The organism is Colwellia sp. MT41 (assembly GCF_001444365.1).
GTDB classification, from domain to species: domain Bacteria; phylum Pseudomonadota; class Gammaproteobacteria; order Enterobacterales; family Alteromonadaceae; genus Colwellia; species Colwellia marinimaniae.
On record NZ_CP013145.1, the window covers coordinates 37,220 to 62,991 of the forward strand.

Annotated in this window: 8 protein-coding genes, 2 tRNA genes, 9 rRNA genes and 1 pseudogene; 18 read left to right on the forward strand and 2 right to left on the reverse strand. The window is 43.7% G+C overall.

The genetic code is table 11. The features are described 5' to 3' along the window. The first annotated feature begins 79 nt into the window (after positions 1–79). The 4 genes from CMT41_RS00165 to CMT41_RS00180 all read left to right on the forward strand — a co-directional run bounded on the left by CMT41_RS00165 (position 80) and on the right by CMT41_RS00180 (position 3,669). Positions 80–2,984 (forward strand): 23S ribosomal RNA (locus tag CMT41_RS00165). A gap of 131 nt (positions 2,985–3,115) precedes the next feature. Next, positions 3,116–3,230: ribosomal RNA gene (gene rrf, locus CMT41_RS00170) — 5S ribosomal RNA — on the forward strand. A 98-nt stretch (positions 3,231–3,328) separates the two neighbouring features. Then, a 5S ribosomal RNA gene (rrf, locus tag CMT41_RS00175) occupies positions 3,329–3,443 on the forward strand. Between the two features lie 141 nt (positions 3,444–3,584). Further along, positions 3,585–3,669, forward strand: a tRNA-Tyr gene (locus tag CMT41_RS00180). Between the two features lie 16 nt (positions 3,670–3,685). On the opposite strand, the gene CMT41_RS00185 is transcribed toward CMT41_RS00180, so the two are convergent. After that, on the reverse strand, positions 3,686–5,290 hold the full coding sequence (locus tag CMT41_RS00185) for a response regulator (RefSeq protein ID WP_058026011.1): 1,605 nt from the start codon (positions 5,288–5,290) through the stop codon (positions 3,686–3,688). A 91-nt stretch (positions 5,291–5,381) separates the two neighbouring features. Here CMT41_RS00185 and CMT41_RS00190 point away from each other — a divergent pair, with 91 nt between their 5' ends. The 8 genes from CMT41_RS00190 (at position 5,382) to rrf (CMT41_RS00225) (ending at position 18,696) form a co-directional block, all read left to right on the forward strand. Next, positions 5,382–6,632 (forward strand): DEAD/DEAH box helicase, encoded by a 1,251-nt coding sequence (locus CMT41_RS00190; RefSeq protein ID WP_058026012.1) that lies wholly within the window; start codon positions 5,382–5,384, stop codon positions 6,630–6,632. Positions 6,633–7,329: 697 nt separating this feature from the next. Next, positions 7,330–8,885, forward strand: a 16S ribosomal RNA gene (locus CMT41_RS00195). 677 nt (positions 8,886–9,562) lie between these two features. Next, positions 9,563–12,467: ribosomal RNA gene (locus tag CMT41_RS00200) — 23S ribosomal RNA — on the forward strand. Positions 12,468–12,598: 131 nt separating this feature from the next. Continuing rightward, positions 12,599–12,713, forward strand: a 5S ribosomal RNA gene (gene rrf, locus CMT41_RS00205). 496 nt (positions 12,714–13,209) lie between these two features. Next, a 16S ribosomal RNA gene (locus CMT41_RS00210) occupies positions 13,210–14,765 on the forward strand. A gap of 92 nt (positions 14,766–14,857) precedes the next feature. After that, positions 14,858–14,933, forward strand: a tRNA-Ala gene (locus CMT41_RS00215). 620 nt (positions 14,934–15,553) lie between these two features. Continuing rightward, positions 15,554–18,450 (forward strand): 23S ribosomal RNA (locus CMT41_RS00220). A 131-nt stretch (positions 18,451–18,581) separates the two neighbouring features. Beyond that, positions 18,582–18,696: ribosomal RNA gene (gene rrf, locus CMT41_RS00225) — 5S ribosomal RNA — on the forward strand. The 16S, 23S and 5S rRNA genes sit together here with 1 tRNA gene alongside, the layout of an rRNA operon. Positions 18,697–19,760: 1,064 nt before the next feature. Here the strand turns inward: rrf (CMT41_RS00225) and CMT41_RS00230 are convergent. Continuing rightward, positions 19,761–20,775, reverse strand: a pseudogene (locus tag CMT41_RS00230) (IS110 family transposase). Between the two features lie 779 nt (positions 20,776–21,554). Here CMT41_RS00230 and CMT41_RS00235 point away from each other — a divergent pair. Genes CMT41_RS00235 through atpA form a run of 6 tightly spaced genes read left to right on the forward strand, consistent with a single transcriptional unit; the run spans position 21,555 to position 25,739 of the window. Further along, positions 21,555–21,941 (forward strand): ATP synthase subunit I, encoded by a 387-nt coding sequence (locus CMT41_RS00235; RefSeq protein ID WP_057179167.1) that lies wholly within the window; start codon positions 21,555–21,557, stop codon positions 21,939–21,941. Positions 21,942–21,984: 43 nt separating this feature from the next. Then, on the forward strand, positions 21,985–22,839 hold the full coding sequence (atpB, locus tag CMT41_RS00240) for a F0F1 ATP synthase subunit A (protein WP_057179168.1): 855 nt from the start codon (positions 21,985–21,987) through the stop codon (positions 22,837–22,839). Between the two features lie 44 nt (positions 22,840–22,883). Continuing rightward, a complete protein-coding gene (atpE, locus tag CMT41_RS00245) occupies positions 22,884–23,117 on the forward strand; it encodes a F0F1 ATP synthase subunit C (protein ID WP_004335261.1) in 234 nt (77 codons plus the stop codon). 40 nt (positions 23,118–23,157) lie between these two features. After that, positions 23,158–23,628, forward strand: a complete 471-nt coding sequence (atpF, locus tag CMT41_RS00250; protein ID WP_057179169.1) for a F0F1 ATP synthase subunit B — start codon at positions 23,158–23,160, stop codon at positions 23,626–23,628. Between the two features lie 10 nt (positions 23,629–23,638). Further along, complete coding sequence (gene atpH, locus CMT41_RS00255; RefSeq protein WP_057179170.1) at positions 23,639–24,172, forward strand: F0F1 ATP synthase subunit delta; 534 nt, start codon at positions 23,639–23,641, stop codon at positions 24,170–24,172. Between the two features lie 25 nt (positions 24,173–24,197). Continuing rightward, complete coding sequence (gene atpA / locus CMT41_RS00260; protein ID WP_057179171.1) at positions 24,198–25,739, forward strand: F0F1 ATP synthase subunit alpha; 1,542 nt, start codon at positions 24,198–24,200, stop codon at positions 25,737–25,739. The last annotated feature ends 33 nt before the right edge of the window (positions 25,740–25,772 follow it).

Consider the following 25,772-nt stretch of genomic DNA (forward strand, 5'->3'; position numbering starts at 1 on the left):
GAAGTGTAGTTTGTTCTACACGAATATTTAAGCAACGAAGTATAAAGGTCAAATAACAAGAAACTACTTAGGGTTGTATGGTTAAGTGACTAAGCGTATGTGGTGGATGCCTTGGCAGTTAGAGGCGATGAAGGACGTGTTAATCTGCGAAAAGCTCAGGTAAGGTGATAACAACCGTAATAGCCTGAGATGTCCGAATGGGGAAACCCACTTAGCATAAGCTAGGTATCGTTAACTGAATACATAGGTTAACGAGGCAAACCGGGAGAACTGAAACATCTAAGTACCCCGAGGAAAAGAAATCAACCGAGATTTCGTTAGTAGCGGCGAGCGAACGCGAATCAGCCCTTAAGCTTATTGGGCGCTAGTGGAATCTACTGGAAAGTAGAACGATACAGGGTGATAGTCCCGTACACAAAAGCAACCTTTAAGTGAAATCGAGTAGGACGGAGCACGTGAAACTTTGTCTGAATATGGGGGGACCATCCTCCAAGGCTAAATACTACTAACTGACCGATAGTGAACCAGTACCGTGAGGGAAAGGCGAAAAGAACCCCTGTGAGGGGAGTGAAATAGAACCTGAAACCGCATACGTACAAGCAGTGGGAGCCAAATTTAGTTTGGTGACTGCGTACCTTTTGTATAATGGGTCAGCGACTTATATTCTGTAGCAAGGTTAACCGATTAGGGGAGCCGTAGCGAAAGCGAGTGTTAACTGCGCGTTTAGTTGCAGGGTATAGACCCGAAACCCGGCGATCTACCCATGGGCAGGTTGAAGGTTGAGTAACATCAACTGGAGGACCGAACACACGTATGTTGAAAAATGCGGTGATGACTTGTGGGTCGGAGTGAAAGGCTAATCAAGCCGGGAGATAGCTGGTTCTCCCCGAAATCTATTTAGGTAGAGCCTCGGACGAATACCATTGGGGGTAGAGCACTGTTAAGGCTAGGGGGTCATCCCGACTTACCAACCCTTTGCAAACTCCGAATACCAATGAGTACTATCCGGGAGACACACTGTGGGTGCTAACGTCCATTGTGAAGAGGGAAACAACCCAGACCGCCAGCTAAGGTCCCAAAGTACTAGTTAAGTGGGAAACGATGTGGAAAGGCATAGACAGCTAGGAGGTTGGCTTAGAAGCAGCCATCCTTTAAAGAAAGCGTAATAGCTCACTAGTCGAGTCGGTCTGCGCGGAAGATGTAACGGGGCTAAACTAGTCACCGAAGCTGCGGATTTGCAATTTATTGCAAGTGGTAGGGGAGCGTTCTGTAAGCCGTTGAAGGTAGATTGAGAAGTCTGCTGGAGGTATCAGAAGTGCGAATGCTGACATGAGTAACGATAAGGGGAGTGAAAAACTCCCCCGCCGAAAGACCAAGGTTTCCTGTCCCATGTTAATCAGGGCAGGGTAAGTCGGCCCCTAAGGCGAGGCGGAAACGCGTAGTCGATGGGAAACAGATTAATATTTCTGTACTTCATTATATTGCGAAGGAGGGACGGAGTAGGCTAGGTGAGCACGGCGTTGGTAGTCCGTGTGAAAGGCTGAAGGTTGGGAGATTAGGTAAATCCGGTCTCCTCCTTTTATTAGGAAAACTGAGAGCTGAGACGAGTCACTACGGTGATGAAGTCATTGATGCCACACTTCCAGGAAAAGCTTCTAAGCTTCAGATATAGTGGAACCGTACCCCAAACCGACACAGGTGGTTGGGTAGAGAATACTAAGGCGCTTGAGAGAACTCGGGTGAAGGAACTAGGCAAAATAGTACCGTAACTTCGGGAGAAGGTACGCTGGTATAGGGTGAAGGAACTTGCTTCCGGAGCCTAAACCAGTCGAAGTAACCAGGTGGCTGGAACTGTTTATTAAAAACACAGCACTGTGCAAAATCGAAAGATGACGTATACGGTGTGACGCCTGCCCGGTGCCGGAAGGTTAATTGATTCGGTTAGACTTAGGTCGAAGCTGATGATCGAAGCCCCGGTAAACGGCGGCCGTAACTATAACGGTCCTAAGGTAGCGAAATTCCTTGTCGGGTAAGTTCCGACCTGCACGAATGGCGTAATCATGGCCACACTGTCTCCACCCGAGACTCAGTGAAATTGAATTTGCGGTTAAGATGCCGTATACCCGCGGCTAGACGGAAAGACCCCGTGAACCTTTACTATAGCTTGACAGTGAACATTGCTCCTACATGTGTAGGATAGGTGGGAGGCTATGAAACCATGTCGCTAGATGTGGTGGAGCCAACCTTGAAATACCACCCTTGTATGCGTGATGTTCTAACCTAGGGCCGTAATCCGGCTTGGGGACACTGTCTGGTGGGTAGTTTGACTGGGGCGGTCTCCTCCCAAAGAGTAACGGAGGAGCACGAAGGTTGGCTAAGTACGGTCGGACATCGTACGGTTAGTGCAATGGCATAAGCCAGCTTAACTGCGAGACAGACACGTCGAGCAGGTACGAAAGTAGGTCATAGTGATCCGGTGGTTCTGTATGGAAGGGCCATCGCTCAACGGATAAAAGGTACTCCGGGGATAACAGGCTGATACCGCCCAAGAGTTCATATCGACGGCGGTGTTTGGCACCTCGATGTCGGCTCATCACATCCTGGGGCTGAAGTCGGTCCCAAGGGTATGGCTGTTCGCCATTTAAAGTGGTACGCGAGCTGGGTTTAGAACGTCGTGAGACAGTTCGGTCCCTATCTGCCGTGGGCGTTTGAGAATTGAAGAGGGCTGCTCCTAGTACGAGAGGACCGGAGTGGACGAACCACTGGTGTTCGGGTTGTCATGCCAATGGCATTGCCCGGTAGCTACGTTCGGAACTGATAACCGCTGAAAGCATCTAAGCGGGAAGCAGGCTTTGAGATGAGTTCTCACTGGGACTTTAAGTCCCCTAAAGGGTCGTTGGAGACTACAACGTTGATAGGTCAGGTGTGTAAGGACTGCGAGGTCTTGAGCTAACTGATACTAATTGCCCGTGAGGCTTAACCATACAACACCCAAGTAGTTTTTGACTATAAAGTGTGTGTGAGACTGACATAAATATATAAAACACGTACTCGTGTTACTTGAATTGCCTTTGTAAACTTTTTATATCAAATTTCTAGATTGTACCCTTTTTTGTTTAGCGACCATAGCGCTGTGGCCCCACCTGATCCCATTCCGAACTCAGAAGTGAAACGCAGTTGCGCCGATGGTAGTGTGGGAGTTCCCATGTGAGAGTAGGACATTGCTAAACTTTTATTTAAGAAACCCGTAGCTGATGCTACGGGTTTTTTGCTAAAGTTTTATTTGTTTAAATTATTTATAGAGTAAATTAAGCAATTAAAGTTTTTGTCTAGCGACAATAGCGCTGTGGCCCCACCTGATCCCATTCCGAACTCAGAAGTGAAACGCAGTTGCGCCGATGGTAGTGTGGGAGTTCCCATGTGAGAGTAGGACATTGCTAGACTCCTATTATAGTTTAATCGTGAAACGCAACAGCGCCGATGGTAGTGTGACTTATGTTACAGAAAACCCCATGTGAGAGCGCAGCGGGACATTGCTAGACTTCTAATTCTTATCAGCAAGTTGTTGATAAAAATGGCCCCGTGGAGGGGTTCCCGAGTGGCCAAAGGGATCAGACTGTAAATCTGACGGCTCCGCCTTCGGTGGTTCGAATCCACCTCCCTCCACCATATTCCTTTTGGAAGATTAAATACCAGCAATCAGCTGGTATTTTTTTTGCATTTTTTTCAGCTTTTCAAGTTCTTCAGTAGTAGGTGTTAAAACATGTACCTCAACTAACAATCTTTTTACACTATGCAAATCAGTGTTACGCTCACGGTTTTCTTCGAAGGATACTAGTAGCACCTGTATCAGATTTAGTTTAATACCTATATGTTTAGGAAACATTGCCTCAGCTTCTCTTAATTTAATAATAGCCTGGTGGTACTTTTTGTTCGAATATAAGGATAGCCCTAGTTCAATATTAGCTTGAGCGAGATCTTTTAAACTAACACGGGTATCTTTGTTGGATTTATCATCTTTAGAGTTGATTTTTTCGGTAGAAAGTAAGATCTGTGTGGCAAGATTACCCTGGTTCAGCTTTTTTAAGGTAAGTGATATATTTATTAATTTTTTGTGCGGGATATTATCTTGCTCCCGTGTAAGTAAAAGTTGTCCAAGTTTAATTTCTGTATTTGCTAAATCAATTTCTTTGGTAATTTCAAATAAGCACGCGCCAAGCAGATGGGATTGAATTCTGATATCAACATCTTTAAAGTCCCTAATCATTTGTTTCATAAAGCTTAAAGCTTTGCTATTCATCTTCTTCGCATCGACAAGGGAAAGTGATGGCGTATGTTCTATAAGAGCCTGTACGTACTTAATAGTATTGTCTGCACAATGGTGGATAGAATTATGAGCAAGTTTGTGATTATTTTCATAAGCTAATGTGGCCTTATCAAAATGTTGATTGTGAATACATAACTGCGCATACCTCTTTAATCTATTTAGGGAACGAGGTGAAAGTTTAAGCGCTTTTTCTAAAATATCCTCAGCATAAATATGATGAAACTGCTCTTCATAAGTAGCAGCAAGCCAATCATAGCTTGATAAATATAGCGGGTAATCTTGTATTAGTAATTTAAATAATTTTTCAGCCTGTTTTAGTTTGTTTTGATGTAGCGCTAATTTACCAAGTCCTATTGTTGCCCATTGACAGTTGGCGGCGTTTTGATAGGCAAGGTAGATTGATTTTGCTTCGTCGTACCGTTCCAATTCAAAGTATTGCCTTGAGATAATACCTAAGCATTCAGCTTTATAAACTGTATTATTTGCTAATGCATGCTCACACCTATCTATGACAAGTAAGGGTTTATTTAGATCGAGGGCATAATAAATATCTGCCATGGCCTTTTTCTTAGCTAGGCAATTGTTTAAGCGCTTATCTAGTTCATATAGAGAGTAGGGTTTACATAAATAATGGTCAGGTTTATGTTCAAGAGCAGCAAGCACCATAGCTTGAGAAACTTCAGCGGTTATTAAAATAACAATACAATGTCTATTTATATATCTGTTGACCCTCAATTCCTCAAGGATTTGTTGGCCATTCTTTTGGTTATCTCCTAAGTCATAGCCTAATAATATAACGTCATAAGATTTCTGCTGACAAATGGCTGCAACATCTTGTGCGTAATGGGTACTGTCAACTTGCTTTGTCGTCAGGTGCATAACAAATTGCTTAAGAATATCCTGTGATGGCTTGATGTTGTCAACGATCAAGAATTTCATATTTTGATAATTGGGCTTTGCCATAACGTCCTTAATGTCAAATACTCTAATAACCGAGATGGTAATACATCTCTTCTGATACAATTAGCCCATTCAATACTCACGGGCTAAACGAATGACCTTTTCTTCTTTTTCTTTGGACCCAGCATTGCTTAAAGCAATAGCTGAATCTGCTTATAATGAACCCACAGAAATTCAAAAGCAAAGTATACCTCTAATTCTAGCTAACCATGATGTGATGGCAAGAGCGCAAACCGGAACAGGTAAAACGGCTGCCTTTGCCTTGCCAATTCTTCAGCAATTATTATCAGAAAAACCTATCAGTACCAATATCCGCGCGCTAGTGCTCACACCAACAAGGGAGCTTGCCCAACAAGTATATAAAAGCTTCAAGCATTATGGTCAGTTTACTTGTGTAAATATTGGCATTGCATATGGTGGCGTTAGTACAAAGAAGCAGATTTTAGACATAAAAACTGGTTTAGACATTTTAGTTGCAACACCAGGTCGATTATTAGATCTTATTAGAAGTGAGCATCTTTCTTTAGAACAGATAAATACTGTCGTATTTGATGAAGCAGATCGAATGTTGGATATGGGTTTTAAAGAGGAGATAGATCAAATTCGTAAATACCTTCCTGTTGAGAAACAAACCTTGCTCTTTTCTGCAACATTTGCCGATGACATATACAAAATGAGTAAAAGTATATTAGTAAATCCAAAAGTTGTAGAAATTGATGAGAAAAACACAGTTGCGGATGATGTCGAGCAAATTGTTTATGCTGTAGATGCTGATCGTAAAAGGGAACTTACCTCCTATTTAATTGGGTCAAAGAACTGGCAACAAGTTTTAGTTTTCACACGCACAAAGCAATGTGCAGATTATTTAGCAAAAGAAATGACTAAAGATGGCATTAAATCATTAGCTATACATGGTGACAAATCTCAAGGGGCCCGTGAAAAAGCACTTCATGAATTTAAAGAAGGAAATATAAGAGCTTTAATCGCGACCGATGTAGCTGCGCGAGGCATCGATATAAAAGGTCTTAACTATGTTATTAATTATGAACTTCCATATAATGCTGAAGATTATGTTCATCGTATAGGTCGTACTGCTAGAGCAGGAAATTCTGGCTTAGCAGTATCTTTAGTGAGTGTAGGTGAAGAGTGGCTCCTAACAGCAATTGAAGAATTACTTGATATCCAATTATTACAGCAGTGGTTACCTGGTTATGAGCCAGATTTAACAAAAACTGTTCAATCAGACAAAAAACCAATAAATAAAAAAAATGCTAGAAGAAATGCATTGTCTCCAGGAGATAACTCGAACAAAAGAAAGCCCGGATCGAGAAGTAGAAGAAGGTAAGGTGTAAAGCTTACGACTTTTGTGCTATTTATGACCTATACTAATTCGGATAATAAGCGAATAGCGGCATTTATAATCGAACAAACAAAAAAGTGAAATTAACTCTTGTACTAAGATAAAAATTCGCTAGAATGCGCTCCAGTTCCAAGGGGTTCAGCTAAAATGAATCATTAAGGAACTGTTTTGATAAGTTATCTCACCTTTATTAAGGTATATAAGCTAACTTAATGTAACGTTTAAAGTATTTAAAATACTTTACTTTATTATAAAGAAAAACGTTGACATCAAAACTCGGAAGCGTATTATACGCATCCTGCTTCGGGGCAATAGCAACGAGCAACGCAAATTAAGTTCAACTTAATTTGCTCCGGTGAAGAGCGAATGCGACTCTCATCGACGTTTACTTTCCATATTAGGAATAAACGTTTTCTTTAACAATTAGTTATCATGCAATTTGTGTGGGCACTCACATTAATGTTGTTTTACATAGTTTTCCTTTCGGGGAGAACAAAAACGCTTAATGAATGATGTTCATGCAAATAAATAGTGTTACTTATTTCTAGCGAGATAGGTAGCGACTATGTAATGCTTCTTTTACTTGTAGGCGGGAACTTGTTCGCGCATTACTTTTAAAAGGAACGACAGAATTCATTGAGCAGTAACACATCGCTTGCGATGAGGTTACACAAACGATTTTTAATTGAAGAGTTTGATCATGGCTCAGATTGAACGCTGGCGGCAGGCTTAACACATGCAAGTCGAACGGTAACATGAACTAGCTTGCTAGTTTGATGACGAGTGGCGGACGGGTGAGTAATGCTTGGGAATATGCCTTGGAGTGGGGGACAACAGTTGGAAACGACTGCTAATACCGCATAACGTGCTTTTTGTAGTGAAAAGTACCAAAGGGGGGGATCTTCGGACCTCTCGCTTCTTGATTAGCCCAAGTGAGATTAGCTAGTTGGTAAGGTAAAGGCTTACCAAGGCGACGATCTCTAGCTGGTTTGAGAGGATGATCAGCCACACTGGGACTGAGACACGGCCCAGACTCCTACGGGAGGCAGCAGTGGGGAATATTGCACAATGGGCGAAAGCCTGATGCAGCCATGCCGCGTGTGTGAAGAAGGCCTTCGGGTTGTAAAGCACTTTCAGTTGTGAGGAAAGGTGGTGATTTAATAAATCATCACTGTGACGTTAGCAACAGAAGAAGCACCGGCTAACTTCGTGCCAGCAGCCGCGGTAATACGAGGGGTGCAAGCGTTAATCGGAATTACTGGGCGTAAAGCGTTCGTAGGCGGTTATTTAAGCAAGATGTGAAAGCCCAGGGCTCAACCTTGGAACTGCATTTTGAACTGGGTAACTAGAGTACTGTAGAGGGTGGTGGAATTTCCAGTGTAGCGGTGAAATGCGTAGAGATTGGAAGGAACATCAGTGGCGAAGGCGGCCACCTGGACAGATACTGACGCTGAGGAACGAAAGCGTGGGGAGCGAACAGGATTAGATACCCTGGTAGTCCACGCCGTAAACGATGTCAACTAGCCGTTCGTGGACTTGATCCGTGAGTGGCGCAGCTAACGCACTAAGTTGACCGCCTGGGGAGTACGGCCGCAAGGTTAAAACTCAAATGAATTGACGGGGGCCCGCACAAGCGGTGGAGCATGTGGTTTAATTCGATGCAACGCGAAGAACCTTACCATCCCTTGACATCCAGAGAAGAGACTAGAGATAGACTTGTGCCTTCGGGAACTCTGTGACAGGTGCTGCATGGCTGTCGTCAGCTCGTGTTGTGAAATGTTGGGTTAAGTCCCGCAACGAGCGCAACCCCTATCCTTATTTGCCAGCGCGTTATGGCGGGAACTCTAAGGAGACTGCCGGTGATAAACCGGAGGAAGGTGGGGACGACGTCAAGTCATCATGGCCCTTACGGGATGGGCTACACACGTGCTACAATGGCAGGTACAGAGGGCTGCAATACCGCGAGGTGGAGCGAATCCCACAAAGCCTGTCGTAGTCCGGATCGGAGTCTGCAACTCGACTCCGTGAAGTCGGAATCGCTAGTAATCGTGGATCAGAACGCCACGGTGAATACGTTCCCGGGCCTTGTACACACCGCCCGTCACACCATGGGAGTGGGATGCAAAAGAAGTGGCTAGTTTAACCTTCGGGAGGACGGTCACCACTTTGTGTTTCATGACTGGGGTGAAGTCGTAACAAGGTAACCCTAGGGGAACCTGGGGTTGGATCACCTCCTTATCTTGAAGTAAAATTGCTTAATGAAAGCTTCGGCTTTACGAGTGTTCACACAAATTACATGATAACAAAAATGAAGAAGAACCCACTTTTACTGTAAAGTAGAGGGCTATAGCTCAGTGGGGAAAATAACTTCTTCAATTAAAGAAAGAAGCCAAACTTAAAGTGTTGGCGGCGGGAATTTATTCGCGCTTATGAAAACAACTTAAATTTGGTTTTTTAAACCACTTTTTAAGCGAATGTGCCTTAAATCGAGTTCTTTAACAATCTGGAAAGCTGATATAAATATCGGTATTTATGTCGTAACGAACGGTGTCGCGCTGAACGTTGCAATGATATAAATACCAACAAAAGCGATACAATCTCTCCCAAGAGGTTGTATCAACATTCGATTGATGTCTACTCGACATTGATTGTCTTATCAAGTAACTCATCTTATATGAACCTTTCGAGGTAAGTATATTGAGTACGTGAAAATGTCAGACTTTACAATTAGTTCGGATTAGTCTCCGAACATTCTAGTAAAATGTTTTATCTTTTGTTCTTACAATAAATAATTCATTTCGACGGGATTTGTGCTTTAAACAAGGCGCTTAGATATGAAGTGTAGTTTGTTCTACACGAATATTTAAGCAACGAAGTATAAAGGTCAAATAACAAGAAACTACTTAGGGTTGTATGGTTAAGTGACTAAGCGTATGTGGTGGATGCCTTGGCAGTTAGAGGCGATGAAGGACGTGTTAATCTGCGAAAAGCTCAGGTAAGGTGATAACAACCGTTATAGCCTGAGATGTCCGAATGGGGAAACCCACTTAGCATAAGCTAGGTATCGTTAACTGAATACATAGGTTAACGAGGCAAACCGGGAGAACTGAAACATCTAAGTACCCCGAGGAAAAGAAATCAACCGAGATTTCGTTAGTAGCGGCGAGCGAACGCGAATCAGCCCTTAAGCTTATTGGGCGCTAGTGGAATCTACTGGAAAGTAGAACGATACAGGGTGATAGTCCCGTACACAAAAGCAACCTTTAAGTGAAATCGAGTAGGACGGAGCACGTGAAACTTTGTCTGAATATGGGGGGACCATCCTCCAAGGCTAAATACTACTAACTGACCGATAGTGAACCAGTACCGTGAGGGAAAGGCGAAAAGAACCCCTGTGAGGGGAGTGAAATAGAACCTGAAACCGCATACGTACAAGCAGTGGGAGCCAAATTTAGTTTGGTGACTGCGTACCTTTTGTATAATGGGTCAGCGACTTATATTCTGTAGCAAGGTTAACCGATTAGGGGAGCCGTAGCGAAAGCGAGTGTTAACTGCGCGTTTAGTTGCAGGGTATAGACCCGAAACCCGGCGATCTACCCATGGGCAGGTTGAAGGTTGAGTAACATCAACTGGAGGACCGAACACACGTATGTTGAAAAATGCGGTGATGACTTGTGGGTCGGAGTGAAAGGCTAATCAAGCCGGGAGATAGCTGGTTCTCCCCGAAATCTATTTAGGTAGAGCCTCGGACGAATACCATTGGGGGTAGAGCACTGTTAAGGCTAGGGGGTCATCCCGACTTACCAACCCTTTGCAAACTCCGAATACCAATGAGTACTATCCGGGAGACACACTGTGGGTGCTAACGTCCATTGTGAAGAGGGAAACAACCCAGACCGCCAGCTAAGGTCCCAAAGTACTAGTTAAGTGGGAAACGATGTGGAAAGGCATAGACAGCTAGGAGGTTGGCTTAGAAGCAGCCATCCTTTAAAGAAAGCGTAATAGCTCACTAGTCGAGTCGGTCTGCGCGGAAGATGTAACGGGGCTAAACTAGTCACCGAAGCTGCGGATTTGCAATTTATTGCAAGTGGTAGGGGAGCGTTCTGTAAGCCGTTGAAGGTAGATTGAGAAGTCTGCTGGAGGTATCAGAAGTGCGAATGCTGACATGAGTAACGATAAGGGGAGTGAAAAACTCCCCCGCCGAAAGACCAAGGTTTCCTGTCCCATGTTAATCAGGGCAGGGTAAGTCGGCCCCTAAGGCGAGGCGGAAACGCGTAGTCGATGGGAAACAGATTAATATTTCTGTACTTCATTATATTGCGAAGGAGGGACGGAGTAGGCTAGGTGAGCACGGCGTTGGTAGTCCGTGTGAAAGGCTGAAGGTTGGGAGATTAGGTAAATCCGGTCTCCTCCTTTTATTAGGAAAACTGAGAGCTGAGACGAGTCACTACGGTGATGAAGTCATTGATGCCACACTTCCAGGAAAAGCTTCTAAGCTTCAGATATAGTGGAACCGTACCCCAAACCGACACAGGTGGTTGGGTAGAGAATACTAAGGCGCTTGAGAGAACTCGGGTGAAGGAACTAGGCAAAATAGTACCGTAACTTCGGGAGAAGGTACGCTGGTATAGGGTGAAGGAACTTGCTTCCGGAGCCTAAACCAGTCGAAGTAACCAGGTGGCTGGAACTGTTTATTAAAAACACAGCACTGTGCAAAATCGAAAGATGACGTATACGGTGTGACGCCTGCCCGGTGCCGGAAGGTTAATTGATTCGGTTAGACTTAGGTCGAAGCTGATGATCGAAGCCCCGGTAAACGGCGGCCGTAACTATAACGGTCCTAAGGTAGCGAAATTCCTTGTCGGGTAAGTTCCGACCTGCACGAATGGCGTAATCATGGCCACACTGTCTCCACCCGAGACTCAGTGAAATTGAATTTGCGGTTAAGATGCCGTATACCCGCGGCTAGACGGAAAGACCCCGTGAACCTTTACTATAGCTTGACAGTGAACATTGCTCCTACATGTGTAGGATAGGTGGGAGGCTATGAAACCATGTCGCTAGATGTGGTGGAGCCAACCTTGAAATACCACCCTTGTATGCGTGATGTTCTAACCTAGGGCCGTAATCCGGCTTGGGGACACTGTCTGGTGGGTAGTTTGACTGGGGCGGTCTCCTCCCAAAGAGTAACGGAGGAGCACGAAGGTTGGCTAAGTACGGTCGGACATCGTACGGTTAGTGCAATGGCATAAGCCAGCTTAACTGCGAGACAGACACGTCGAGCAGGTACGAAAGTAGGTCATAGTGATCCGGTGGTTCTGTATGGAAGGGCCATCGCTCAACGGATAAAAGGTACTCCGGGGATAACAGGCTGATACCGCCCAAGAGTTCATATCGACGGCGGTGTTTGGCACCTCGATGTCGGCTCATCACATCCTGGGGCTGAAGTCGGTCCCAAGGGTATGGCTGTTCGCCATTTAAAGTGGTACGCGAGCTGGGTTTAGAACGTCGTGAGACAGTTCGGTCCCTATCTGCCGTGGGCGTTTGAGAATTGAAGAGGGCTGCTCCTAGTACGAGAGGACCGGAGTGGACGAACCACTGGTGTTCGGGTTGTCATGCCAATGGCATTGCCCGGTAGCTACGTTCGGAACTGATAACCGCTGAAAGCATCTAAGCGGGAAGCAGGCTTTGAGATGAGTTCTCACTGGGACTTTAAGTCCCCTAAAGGGTCGTTGGAGACTACAACGTTGATAGGTCAGGTGTGTAAGGACTGCGAGGTCTTGAGCTAACTGATACTAATTGCCCGTGAGGCTTAACCATACAACACCCAAGTGGTTTTTGACTATAAAGTGTGTGTGAAGACTGACATAAATATATAAAACACGTACTCGTGTTACTTGAATTGCTTTTGTAAACTTTTTATATCAAATTTCTAGATTGACCCTTTTTTGTTTAGCGACCATAGCGCTGTGGCCCCACCTGATCCCATTCCGAACTCAGAAGTGAAACGCAGTTGCGCCGATGGTAGTGTGGGAGTTCCCATGTGAGAGTAGGACATTGCTAAACTCCTATTTGTGCTTAGGCACTGAGAAGCCCGTTACAATGGTAACGGGCTACTTGAGAAACACTATTTTTTAACTTAATTGCTTGGTAAATAAGCAAATTAAGGTAAAAAATAAGGTTTTATAAAACACTTACTTTTATATAAGATTAAGTGTTGACATTAAAACTAGGAAGCGTATCATGCGCATCCTACTTCGGGCAAACGGCAACGTTAGCAAGGAGCGAAGGTACTTAGCGAATGCGACTAAGACCTCTTTTCTTTAACAATTAGTTATCATGCAATTTGTGTGGACACTCACATTAATGTTGTTTTACATAGTTTTCCTTTCGGGGAGAACAAAACGCTTAATGAATGATGTTCATGCAAATAAATATAAGTTACTTATTTCTAGCGAGATAGGTAGCGACTATGTAATGCGATATCAACTTCGGTTGGTATCACGACAGAATTCATTGAGCAGTAACACATCGCTTGCGATGAGGTTACACAAACGATTTTTAATTGAAGAGTTTGATCATGGCTCAGATTGAACGCTGGCGGCAGGCTTAACACATGCAAGTCGAACGGTAACATAAACTAGCTTGCTAGTTTGATGACGAGTGGCGGACGGGTGAGTAATGCTTGGGAATATGCCTTGGAGTGGGGGACAACAGTTGGAAACGACTGCTAATACCGCATAACGTGCTTTTTGTAGTGAAAAGTACCAAAGGGGGGGATCTTCGGACCTCTCGCTTCTTGATTAGCCCAAGTGAGATTAGCTAGTTGGTAAGGTAAAGGCTTACCAAGGCGACGATCTCTAGCTGGTTTGAGAGGATGATCAGCCACACTGGGACTGAGACACGGCCCAGACTCCTACGGGAGGCAGCAGTGGGGAATATTGCACAATGGGCGAAAGCCTGATGCAGCCATGCCGCGTGTGTGAAGAAGGCCTTCGGGTTGTAAAGCACTTTCAGTTGTGAGGAAAGGTGGTGATTTAATAAATCATCACTGTGACGTTAGCAACAGAAGAAGCACCGGCTAACTTCGTGCCAGCAGCCGCGGTAATACGAGGGGTGCAAGCGTTAATCGGAATTACTGGGCGTAAAGCGTTCGTAGGCGGTTATTTAAGCAAGATGTGAAAGCCCAGGGCTCAACCTTGGAACTGCATTTTGAACTGGGTAACTAGAGTACTGTAGAGGGTGGTGGAATTTCCAGTGTAGCGGTGAAATGCGTAGAGATTGGAAGGAACATCAGTGGCGAAGGCGGCCACCTGGACAGATACTGACGCTGAGGAACGAAAGCGTGGGGAGCGAACAGGATTAGATACCCTGGTAGTCCACGCCGTAAACGATGTCAACTAGCCGTTCGTGGACTTGATCCGTGAGTGGCGCAGCTAACGCACTAAGTTGACCGCCTGGGGAGTACGGCCGCAAGGTTAAAACTCAAATGAATTGACGGGGGCCCGCACAAGCGGTGGAGCATGTGGTTTAATTCGATGCAACGCGAAGAACCTTACCATCCCTTGACATCCAGAGAAGAGACTAGAGATAGACTTGTGCCTTCGGGAACTCTGTGACAGGTGCTGCATGGCTGTCGTCAGCTCGTGTTGTGAAATGTTGGGTTAAGTCCCGCAACGAGCGCAACCCCTATCCTTATTTGCCAGCGCGTTATGGCGGGAACTCTAAGGAGACTGCCGGTGATAAACCGGAGGAAGGTGGGGACGACGTCAAGTCATCATGGCCCTTACGGGATGGGCTACACACGTGCTACAATGGCAGGTACAGAGGGCTGCAATACCGCGAGGTGGAGCGAATCCCACAAAGCCTGTCGTAGTCCGGATCGGAGTCTGCAACTCGACTCCGTGAAGTCGGAATCGCTAGTAATCGTGGATCAGAACGCCACGGTGAATACGTTCCCGGGCCTTGTACACACCGCCCGTCACACCATGGGAGTGGGATGCAAAAGAAGTGGCTAGTTTAACCTTCGGGAGGACGGTCACCACTTTGTGTTTCATGACTGGGGTGAAGTCGTAACAAGGTAACCCTAGGGGAACCTGGGGTTGGATCACCTCCTTATCTTGAAGTAAAATTGCTTAATGAGAGCTTCGGTTCTACGAGTGTTCACACAAATTACATGATAACAAAAATGAAGAAGAATACCCATAAATGGGGCTATAGCTCAGCTGGGAGAGCACCTGCCTTGCACGCAGGGGGTCAGCAGTTCGATCCTGCTTAGCTCCACCATTTAATTTTACTCTGCGTTAGTTCGCAGCTCGTGTAGTAAACTACACGTCGCTACCAACTGCCTTGATTAAAAGTAAATGGATATTTTCTTCTTCAATAAAAAGAGAATAGAAGCCAAATTTAAACTACGCTTTATAAGCTATTTTAAATTTGGTTTTTTTAAACCACTTTTTAAGCGAATGTGCCTTAAATTGAAGTTCTTTAACAATCTGGAAAGCTGATATAAATATCGGTATTTATGTCGTAACGAACGGTGTCGCGCTGAACGTTGCAATGATATAAATACCAACAAAAGCGATGCAATCTCTCCCAAGAGGTTGTATCAACATTCGATTGATGTCTACTCGACATTGATTGTCTTATCAAGTAACTCATCTTATATGAACCTTTCGAGGTAAGTATATTGAGTACGTGAAAATGTCAGACTTTACAATTAGTTCGGATTAGTCTCCGAACATTCTAGTAAAATGTTTTATCTTTTGTTTTACAATAAATAATTCATTTCGACGGGGTTTGTGCTTTAAACAAGGCGCTTAGATATGAAGTGTAGTTTGTTCTACACGAATATTTAAGCAACGAAGATTAAAGGTCAAATAACAAGAAACTACTTAGGGTTGTATGGTTAAGTGACTAAGCGTATGTGGTGGATGCCTTGGCAGTTAGAGGCGATGAAGGACGTGTTAATCTGCGAAAAGCTCAGGTAAGGTGATAACAACCGTAATAGTCTGAGATGTCCGAATGGGGAAACCCACTTAGCATAAGCTAGGTATCGTTAACTGAATACATAGGTTAACGAGGCAAACCGGGAGAACTGAAACATCTAAGTACCCCGAGGAAAAGAAATCAACCGAGATTTCGTTAGTAGCGGCGAGCGAACGCGAATCAGCCCTTAAGCTTATTGGGCGCTAGTGGAATCTACTGGAAAGTAGAACGATACAGGGTGATAGTCCCGTACACAAAAGCAATCTTTAAGTGAAATCGAGTAGGACGGAGCACGTGAAACTTTGTCTGAATATGGGGGGACCATCCTCCAAGGCTAAATACTACTAACTGACCGATAGTGAACCAGTACCGTGAGGGAAAGGCGAAAAGAACCCCTGTGAGGGGAGTGAAATAGAACCTGAAACCGCATACGTACAAGCAGTGGGAGCCAAATTTAGTTTGGTGACTGCGTACCTTTTGTATAATGGGTCAGCGACTTATATTCTGTAGCAAGGTTAACCGATTAGGGGAGCCGTAGCGAAAGCGAGTGTTAACTGCGCGTTTAGTTGCAGGGTATAGACCCGAAACCCGGCGATCTACCCATGGGCAGGTTGAAGGTTGAGTAACATCAACTGGAGGACCGAACACACGTATGTTGAAAAATGCGGTGATGACTTGTGGGTCGGAGTGAAAGGCTAATCAAGCCGGGAGATAGCTGGTTCTCCCCGAAATCTATTTAGGTAGAGCCTCGGACGAATACCATTGGGGGTAGAGCACTGTTAAGGCTAGGGGGTCATCCCGACTTACCAACCCTTTGCAAACTCCGAATACCAATGAGTACTATCCGGGAGACACACTGTGGGTGCTAACGTCCATTGTGAAGAGGGAAACAACCCAGACCGCCAGCTAAGGTCCCAAAGTACTAGTTAAGTGGGAAACGATGTGGAAAGGCATAGACAGCTAGGAGGTTGGCTTAGAAGCAGCCATCCTTTAAAGAAAGCGTAATAGCTCACTAGTCGAGTCGGTCTGCGCGGAAGATGTAACGGGGCTAAACTAGTCACCGAAGCTGCGGATTTGCAATTTATTGCAAGTGGTAGGGGAGCGTTCTGTAAGCCGTTGAAGGTAGATTGAGAAGTCTGCTGGAGGTATCAGAAGTGCGAATGCTGACATGAGTAACGATAAGGGGAGTGAAAAACTCCCCCGCCGAAAGACCAAGGTTTCCTGTCCCATGTTAATCAGGGCAGGGTAAGTCGGCCCCTAAGGCGAGGCGGAAACGCGTAGTCGATGGGAAACAGATTAATATTTCTGTACTTCATTATATTGCGAAGGAGGGACGGAGTAGGCTAGGTGAGCACGGCGTTGGTAGTCCGTGTGAAAGGCTGAAGGTGGGAGACTTAGGTAAATCCGGGTTTCCATTCAACACTGAGAGCTGAGACGAGTCACTACGGTGATGAAGTCATTGATGCCACACTTCCAGGAAAAGCTTCTAAGCTTCAGATATAGTGGAACCGTACCCCAAACCGACACAGGTGGTTGGGTAGAGAATACTAAGGCGCTTGAGAGAACTCGGGTGAAGGAACTAGGCAAAATAGTACCGTAACTTCGGGAGAAGGTACGCTGGTATAGGGTGAAGGAACTTGCTTCCGGAGCCTAAACCAGTCGAAGTAACCAGGTGGCTGGAACTGTTTATTAAAAACACAGCACTGTGCAAAATCGAAAGATGACGTATACGGTGTGACGCCTGCCCGGTGCCGGAAGGTTAATTGATTCGGTTAGACTTAGGTCGAAGCTGATGATCGAAGCCCCGGTAAACGGCGGCCGTAACTATAACGGTCCTAAGGTAGCGAAATTCCTTGTCGGGTAAGTTCCGACCTGCACGAATGGCGTAATCATGGCCACACTGTCTCCACCCGAGACTCAGTGAAATTGAATTTGCGGTTAAGATGCCGTATACCCGCGGCTAGACGGAAAGACCCCGTGAACCTTTACTATAGCTTGACAGTGAACATTGCTCCTACATGTGTAGGATAGGTGGGAGGCTATGAAACCATGTCGCTAGATGTGGTGGAGCCAACCTTGAAATACCACCCTTGTATGCGTGATGTTCTAACCTAGGGCCGTAATCCGGCTTGGGGACACTGTCTGGTGGGTAGTTTGACTGGGGCGGTCTCCTCCCAAAGAGTAACGGAGGAGCACGAAGGTTGGCTAAGTACGGTCGGACATCGTACGGTTAGTGCAATGGCATAAGCCAGCTTAACTGCGAGACAGACACGTCGAGCAGGTACGAAAGTAGGTCATAGTGATCCGGTGGTTCTGTATGGAAGGGCCATCGCTCAACGGATAAAAGGTACTCCGGGGATAACAGGCTGATACCGCCCAAGAGTTCATATCGACGGCGGTGTTTGGCACCTCGATGTCGGCTCATCACATCCTGGGGCTGAAGTCGGTCCCAAGGGTATGGCTGTTCGCCATTTAAAGTGGTACGCGAGCTGGGTTTAGAACGTCGTGAGACAGTTCGGTCCCTATCTGCCGTGGGCGTTTGAGAATTGAAGAGGGCTGCTCCTAGTACGAGAGGACCGGAGTGGACGAACCACTGGTGTTCGGGTTGTCATGCCAATGGCATTGCCCGGTAGCTACGTTCGGAACTGATAACCGCTGAAAGCATCTAAGCGGGAAGCAGGCTTTGAGATGAGTTCTCACTGGGACTTTAAGTCCCCTAAAGGGTCGTTGGAGACTACAACGTTGATAGGTCAGGTGTGTAAGGACTGCGAGGTCTTGAGCTAACTGATACTAATTGCCCGTGAGGCTTAACCATACAACACCCAAGTAGTTTTTGACTATAAAGTGTGTGTGAAGACTGACATAAATATATAAAACACGTACTCGTGTTACTTGAATTGCTTTTGTAAACTTTTTATATCAAATTTCTAGATTGACCCTTTTTTGTTTAGCGACCATAGCGCTGTGGCCCCACCTGATCCCATTCCGAACTCAGAAGTGAAACGCAGTTGCGCCGATGGTAGTGTGGGAGTTCCCATGTGAGAGTAGGACATTGCTAAACTTTTATTTAAGAAACCCGTAGCTGATGCTACGGGTTTTTTGCTTTCTGGGATTTTAAAATAAGCGCGAATAAATTCCCGCCTACAGTATGAGAGCTGTGTAGGCGGGATTTCAATCGCGCAAGGTAATAGCACCGAAGATAGTAAGCGTGTGGGTGTTTTTCTCTTTATGTGAGAGTAGGACATTCTCGATTTCTATTAATAAAGCCCGATTCATAAGAGTCGGGCTTTTTGCTGTCTGGGATTTGAAACAATTAATATTAAGCGGGAATAAATTCCTGCCTACAAATTTTGGAACCACCTGATCCCATTCACTCTTATCTAACCGAAGTGCCGCGGCGCTTAAGAAGTGAGCGCAGTTACGCCGAAGGTAGTAAGTGTGTGGGTGTATTTCTCTTTATGTGAGAGTACGACATTCTCGATTTCTATTAAGAAAAGCCCGATTCATAAGAGTCGAGCTTTTTGCTGTCTGGGATTTGAAACAATTACTAATAAGCGCGAATAAATTCCCGCCTACATATTTTGGCCCCACCTGATCCCATTCAGTCTTCTCTAACGGAAAGTGCCGCAGCGCTGCAGAAATGAGCGCATTTATGCCGAAGGTAGTAAGCGTGTGGGTGTATTTCTCTTTATGTGAGGTCACTCCTTTGCATCAGGACAATATGCTCAGGATAATTTCTCCTGCATTATCTTATAAGGTACATCCTGTACCGTCTGCATTATCCTAATAAGTGGCATCCATGCCACGTCTGCATTCTCTAATAAGCTACATATATGAACCCACTCCGTTTGCAAGATATTTGATCATAGTGTGAGAGGTAAATCATTGCTCTCATATATCCGGCCTGTTTATGGAAGATTTTTACTTCCTGGCCCCGATGGTTATTTGCGCTCATTCTCCTCATCATCAATACGGCTTCTTAAGAGCCGAAGCAGCTAGCAGGTTTTGAATGAGCCGGTCTGACCTATCTCACCATCCGATCTTTTATCTTTTGCAACTGAAGTAAAGGGTTTTACCTTTATTTAATAAGTAATAGTGTTTTTCACTAATACGATTAAATTTCTATTACATGGCTGGGCGGTATGTTTCACCCTTTGCCATAATGACCCATGCTATTCTTGCAAGCTTGTTGGCGACTGCTACACAGGCTTTATTGTGCCCCCTACGTTTGAGTAGTGCCTGAGCCCAAAGACTGAAACGATCATTTTTCTTCTCCGAATGCCTTAATACCACTCTTGCTTCATGTATCAATAACGTCCTCAAATAGCTATTGCCTCGTTTACTGATACCTAATAACCTCGGCTTTCCACCCGTTGAATGTTGACCTGGAACTAAACCAATCCATGCGGATAAATGACGCCCATTAACAAAGTCTTTTCCATCGCCAGCCGTGGCATAAAGTGCACTCGATGTGATAGCACCAATACCTAACACATCACCTAGCCGAGTACATACGTCATTATTTTTTTTCGATATTTGTATTTTCGTATCCAATGTACAAGCAGAACATCCATAGCGCGAAACTCTTCAAGTAGCTTGTTAAAAAACGCTCTGGAGATCACAGTTAAGTCATTTTCTGCCTCTTCAATAATTGAAGGTAATTCATTTCGTATAGCTGAGATACCTTTTTTGATCACGATGCCATATTCAGCGAGCAACCCTCGTATTTGATTGGCTAAAGCCGTTCTTTCTTTTTTACACGTTCTCGTTGGCGATGGACATTTTACAAGTCTTGCTGCTCAACCGATTTAATGGGCACAAATCGCATGCTAGCACGTTGTGATGCTTCCGCTATTGCTTGAGCATCGTTGGAATCATTTTTATTTCCTTTAACAAAAGACTTTACATATTGTGGTGCTATTAATTTGACTTGGTGACCTTGCTTGATAAATTCTCTTGCTCAATAGTTTGCACCACCACAAGCTTTCATCACTACAATACTAGGCTCAAGTTTGGCAAAATAAGCTAATAGCTGTTTACGCTTGAGCTGTTCCTTTCTAACCAATCGCCCGGTATGATTAATCGCAAACGAATGAAAGATAGATTTTGCTATATCAAGTCCAACTGTTGTAATCTTCATTATGCCCACTCCGCTTTTGTTAAATGGTATGTTTACACTTCCATTTTGGCCCATTGCGAGGCCGTTAGAAAGTGGAGTGGGTTCATACCATTATCCATGTAACCTCATAGTAACGCGACATGAGTTAATCCTTTCATGTCAAAGTCGGTGCGTTGCAGGAATTGCATGTGGATGTTCTTCTCTTTATGTGAGGTCACTCCTGTGCATCAGGGCAATAAGCTCAGGATAATATGCTCCTGCATTATCCTAATAAGTGGCATCCATGCCACGTCTGTATTATCTTATAAGGTACGTCCTGTACCGTCTGCATTGTCAAATAAGTTACATCCATGTAACGTCATGATACTTGTGACATTAGTGAATACATTCACGTCAGTAGGACATTGTCGATTTATATTCGTTCTTAGCTACAAAGGAAAAGCCCGTTAGGTAAGTAACGATTTTGGTAATTGTGTGATTTTTTGTTGTCAGCAAGAAGCATCTGTCGCGTTTTTAAGCTCTATATCATCGTTGATCGCTAGACAACCTGCCTGCTATTTATTTTAGCCTTAAACAGGTCAAATAAAGCGTTTAATTCAATAATCTCTATGGTACTTAATGAGATGATAACTTCTTTGTTGAATATATGATAAACGCACAAATAAAGGAAGTTGCCTGCCCTAATATCTTGCAAAATAACCTGAGTTCAGTATACTTACGCAAACTTTTTATAGTTAAAGTTTTTACTTTAAAAACTATAACACATACGAGTTTTTTCGTAATTTAGAAACAAGTCAACTATGAGTAATACATTAACAAAAGTTGGACGGGAATTTGCTTTTAAGCAAATTCTGTTAATGATTGTTGTCGTTTTTATTATAACGCTGACAGTCTATTTTTTTTGGGGTTTTTTACATGCTAAGTCAGCCTTTGTCGGTGGTTTTGTTGCCATAGTCCCGAATATGATTTTTGCATACAAAGCTTTCCGTTATGCAGGAGCTCAGTCGTCAAGCAAGGTGATGGAATCTTTTTATAGTGGCGTAAAATTTAAAATGTTATACACCGCGTTATTATTTGCACTAGCTTTGAAGTTTTTAGTGCTTATACCCGCAGCATTCTTGACTACATATTGCGTAGTAGTGTTTTTACCACTATTACTGCCAGTTTTTTTAATAAAAAATAATTAACTGGCGCTAACAAATTTATAAACTTTAACTTTTGGGATAAGACATGGCAGAAGAAGTTACTCTCTCAGCTCATATTCAGCACCATTTAACTAATGCAAAAATGTGCTCAACTGATACCGGTTGGGCATTTAATAAAGCATGTAGTGATAGTGGTTTCTGGACATGGCATATAGATACCCTTGCATGGTCAATCGGATTAGGCATTATGTTTTTATGGGTTTTCCGACGGGCCGCTATGAAGGCAACCACAGGTGTACCTGATAAATTTCAATGTTGTATTGAAATGGTCATTGAATTTGTTGGTGATAATGTCAGCAAAACCTATCATGGTAAAAGTAAATTGATCGCGCCGCTAGCCTTAACAATTTTTGTTTGGGTATTTTTGATGAATTTAATGGATCTGATCCCCGTTGACTTCTTACCTGCACTTGCTGGTCTAGTAGGTGAAACTGTATTTAATATGGACTCACATGATGTCTATATGAAAGTTGTTCCAACAACAGATATTAATATGACAGCTGCATTAGCAATTGGTGTTTTCATGCTGATGATAGGTTATTCAATTCGTATTAAAGGTATTAAGGGGTTCGTAGCAGAACTTACTCTACATCCATTTAATTCGAAAAATAAAACTTTGCAAGCTGTGCTAATACCTTTCAATTTATTACTTGAAACCATCTCGTTAATTTCTAAACCGTTTTCATTGTCATTGCGTTTATTTGGTAACTTGTATGCAGGTGAATTGATCTTTATATTGATTGGTGCTGTGGGCTTAGCGCAGTTACCGTTACACTTCATGTGGGCTGTATTCCATATTTTGGTCATAGTATTACAAGCGTTCGTATTTATGATGCTGACAATTGTATACCTCAGTATGGCAAGTTCAGACAATCATTAAGTAGAAAACTTTTTTAATTTTTAATTTTAACTTTGGAGAAAAAAATGGAACTAGTATTAGGTCTTAAATATATCGCAGTAGCGCTACTAATTGGTTTTGGTGCTATTGGTACAGCAATTGGCTTTGGTAACATGGGTGGTAAATTTTTAGAAGCGTGTGCACGTCAACCAGAACTTGCCCCTTCTTTACAAGTCAAAATGTTTATCTTAGCCGGTCTTATTGATGCCGTAGCTATGATCGGTGTTGGTATCGCAATGGTATTATTGTTTGTACTTTAATTTTATCATTTGAACAGCTTACTATTAAGGAGGAGCGGTTGTGAATTTAAACGCCACTCTAATTGGGGAATTAATAGCATTTCTATTTTTTGTTTGGTTCTGCATGAAGTATGTATGGCCACCATTAAACGGTGCTATTGAAGCTCGCCAGGAGAAAATCAAAGATGGTTTAGCTGCTTCAGACCGTGCTGAAAAAGACTTGGCTCTAGCCCAAGAAAAAGCAACGGCACAACTAAAAGAAGCTAAAGCTCAAGCCGCATCAATTATTGATGCAGCGAAAAAGCACGAAGCTAAAATTGTTGAAGAAGCTGCTGGTAAAGCAGAAGTTGAGAAAGAAAAAATCTTAGCTGCTGGCCAAACAGAAATTGAAACTGAACGTAACCGAGTGAAAGAGGAATTGCGCATACAAGTTGCACTTCTTGCTGTTGCCGGTGCCGAGAAAATTCTCGAACGTTCAATAGATGCCGCTGAACATAGCGATATCTTAGATAAACTCGTCGCTGAGTTGTAAGGGGAGCTTTATGTCTGAATTGGCAACTATCGCTCGTCCTTATGGTAAAGCAGCGTTTGATTTTGCTGTTGAAACAAATGCTCTTGACAGTTGGCTTAGCCAACTAACATTTGCTGCTCAGGTTTCTGAAAATGAAACTATTGTGGACTACCTTACTGGCGGTGCATCGGTTGAGCAGGTCACCTCATTATTTTTAAATGTATGTGGTGAACAAGTAAATAGTCAAGTCCAGAATTTATTGAAAATAATGGCAGAAAATAGACGCTTGCAAGCGCTACCACATGTTTTAACCGAGTTCTGTTTACTTAAAGCAGAATACGAGAAAACTATTGAAGTGGACGTAACCTCTGCTGTAGAAATTACAGTTGAGCAGGAAACGAAAATTAGCGCCGCGCTTGAAAAACGCTTGGCACGTAAAGTTAAGCTCAATTGTAAAGTAGATGCGTCCATTATTTCTGGTTTGATTATTAAAGCAGATGATATGGTGATTGATGGTTCTATCCAAGGTAAATTGAACCGTTTAGCACAAACATTACAATCCTAGCACTGATAAATTAAGGGAACAGAGCATGCAACTGAATTCCACTGAAATCGCTGAACTGATCAAAAAACGTATTGGACAGTTTAACGTTGTCAGCGAAGCTCGTAACGAAGGTACTATCGTTTCTGTAACAGACGGTATCATTCGTATCCATGGCCTTGCAGAAGTAATGCAAGGTGAAATGATCGAACTTCCTGGTGGCCGTTATGCTATCGCATTAAACTTAGACCGTGATTCGGTCGGCGCGGTAGTTATGGGACCGTACGCGGATCTCGCTGAAGGACAAAAAGTAAAATGTACTGGTCGTATATTGGAAGTTCCAGTAGGACCAGGCTTATTAGGTCGCGTAGTAAACACTTTAGGTGAGCCAATTGATGGCAAAGGCCCTATCGAAAACGATGGCTTTGCTCCTGTTGAAGTACAAGCTCCAGGTGTTATCGAACGTCAATCAGTTAACCAACCAGTACAAACTGGTATCAAGTCAATTGATGCAATGATTCCAATTGGCCGTGGTCAACGTGAATTAATCATTGGTGATCGTCAAATTGGTAAGTCTGCCATCGCAATAGATGCCATTATTAACCAAAAAGATACCGGCATTAAATGTATTTATGTTGCGATTGGTCAAAAATCTTCTACCGTTGCTAACGTAGTACGTAAGTTAGAAGACCATGGCGCTCTAGAAAATACTATTATTGTGGTTGCCTCAGCTTCTGAAGCTGCTGCCTTAATATACTTAGCACCATACGCGGGTTGTTCAATGGGTGAATACTTCCGTGACCGCGGTGAAGATGCGTTGATCGTATATGATGATTTGTCTAAGCAAGCTGTTGCTTACCGTCAAATTTCATTACTACTTCGTCGTCCGCCAGGTCGTGAAGCCTACCCAGGTGATGTTTTCTATCTTCATAGTCGTTTATTAGAGCGTGCTGCTCGAGTAAATGTAGCTTATGTAGAAAAATTCACCAAGGGTGCGGTAAAAGGTAAAACGGGTTCTTTAACTGCCTTACCTATTATTGAAACTCAAGGCGGTGATGTATCTGCATTCGTTCCAACGAACGTTATCTCAATTACTGATGGTCAGATATTCTTAGAGTCTAGTTTGTTTAACTCAGGCATTCGTCCAGCGGTAAATGCAGGTTTATCTGTATCGCGTGTTGGTGGTGCTGCACAAACAAAAATCATCAAGAAACTTGGTGGTGGTATCCGTTTAGCATTAGCTCAATACCGTGAATTAGCTGCGTTTGCTCAATTTGCCTCAGATTTAGATGACGCCACTCGTGCTCAATTAGAGCATGGTCAACGTGTGACTGAATTAATGAAGCAAAAGCAATACAGCCCATTATCAGTAGCTGAAACTGCAATATCATTATTTGCTGCAGAAAAAGGTTTCTTGATCGATATTGCGGTTAATAAGATCAATGATTTTGAAGATGCATTACATATTTATGTAAATAATGAGTATGCTGAGTTGATGGCTAATATCAACGAAACAGGTAACTACGATAAAGACATCGAAGCCAGTTTGACTAAAGCACTTGAAACATTCAAGTCTACGCAAACTTGGTAAGACCTATCTATTAACTAGTTTCGGAGAGAAGAG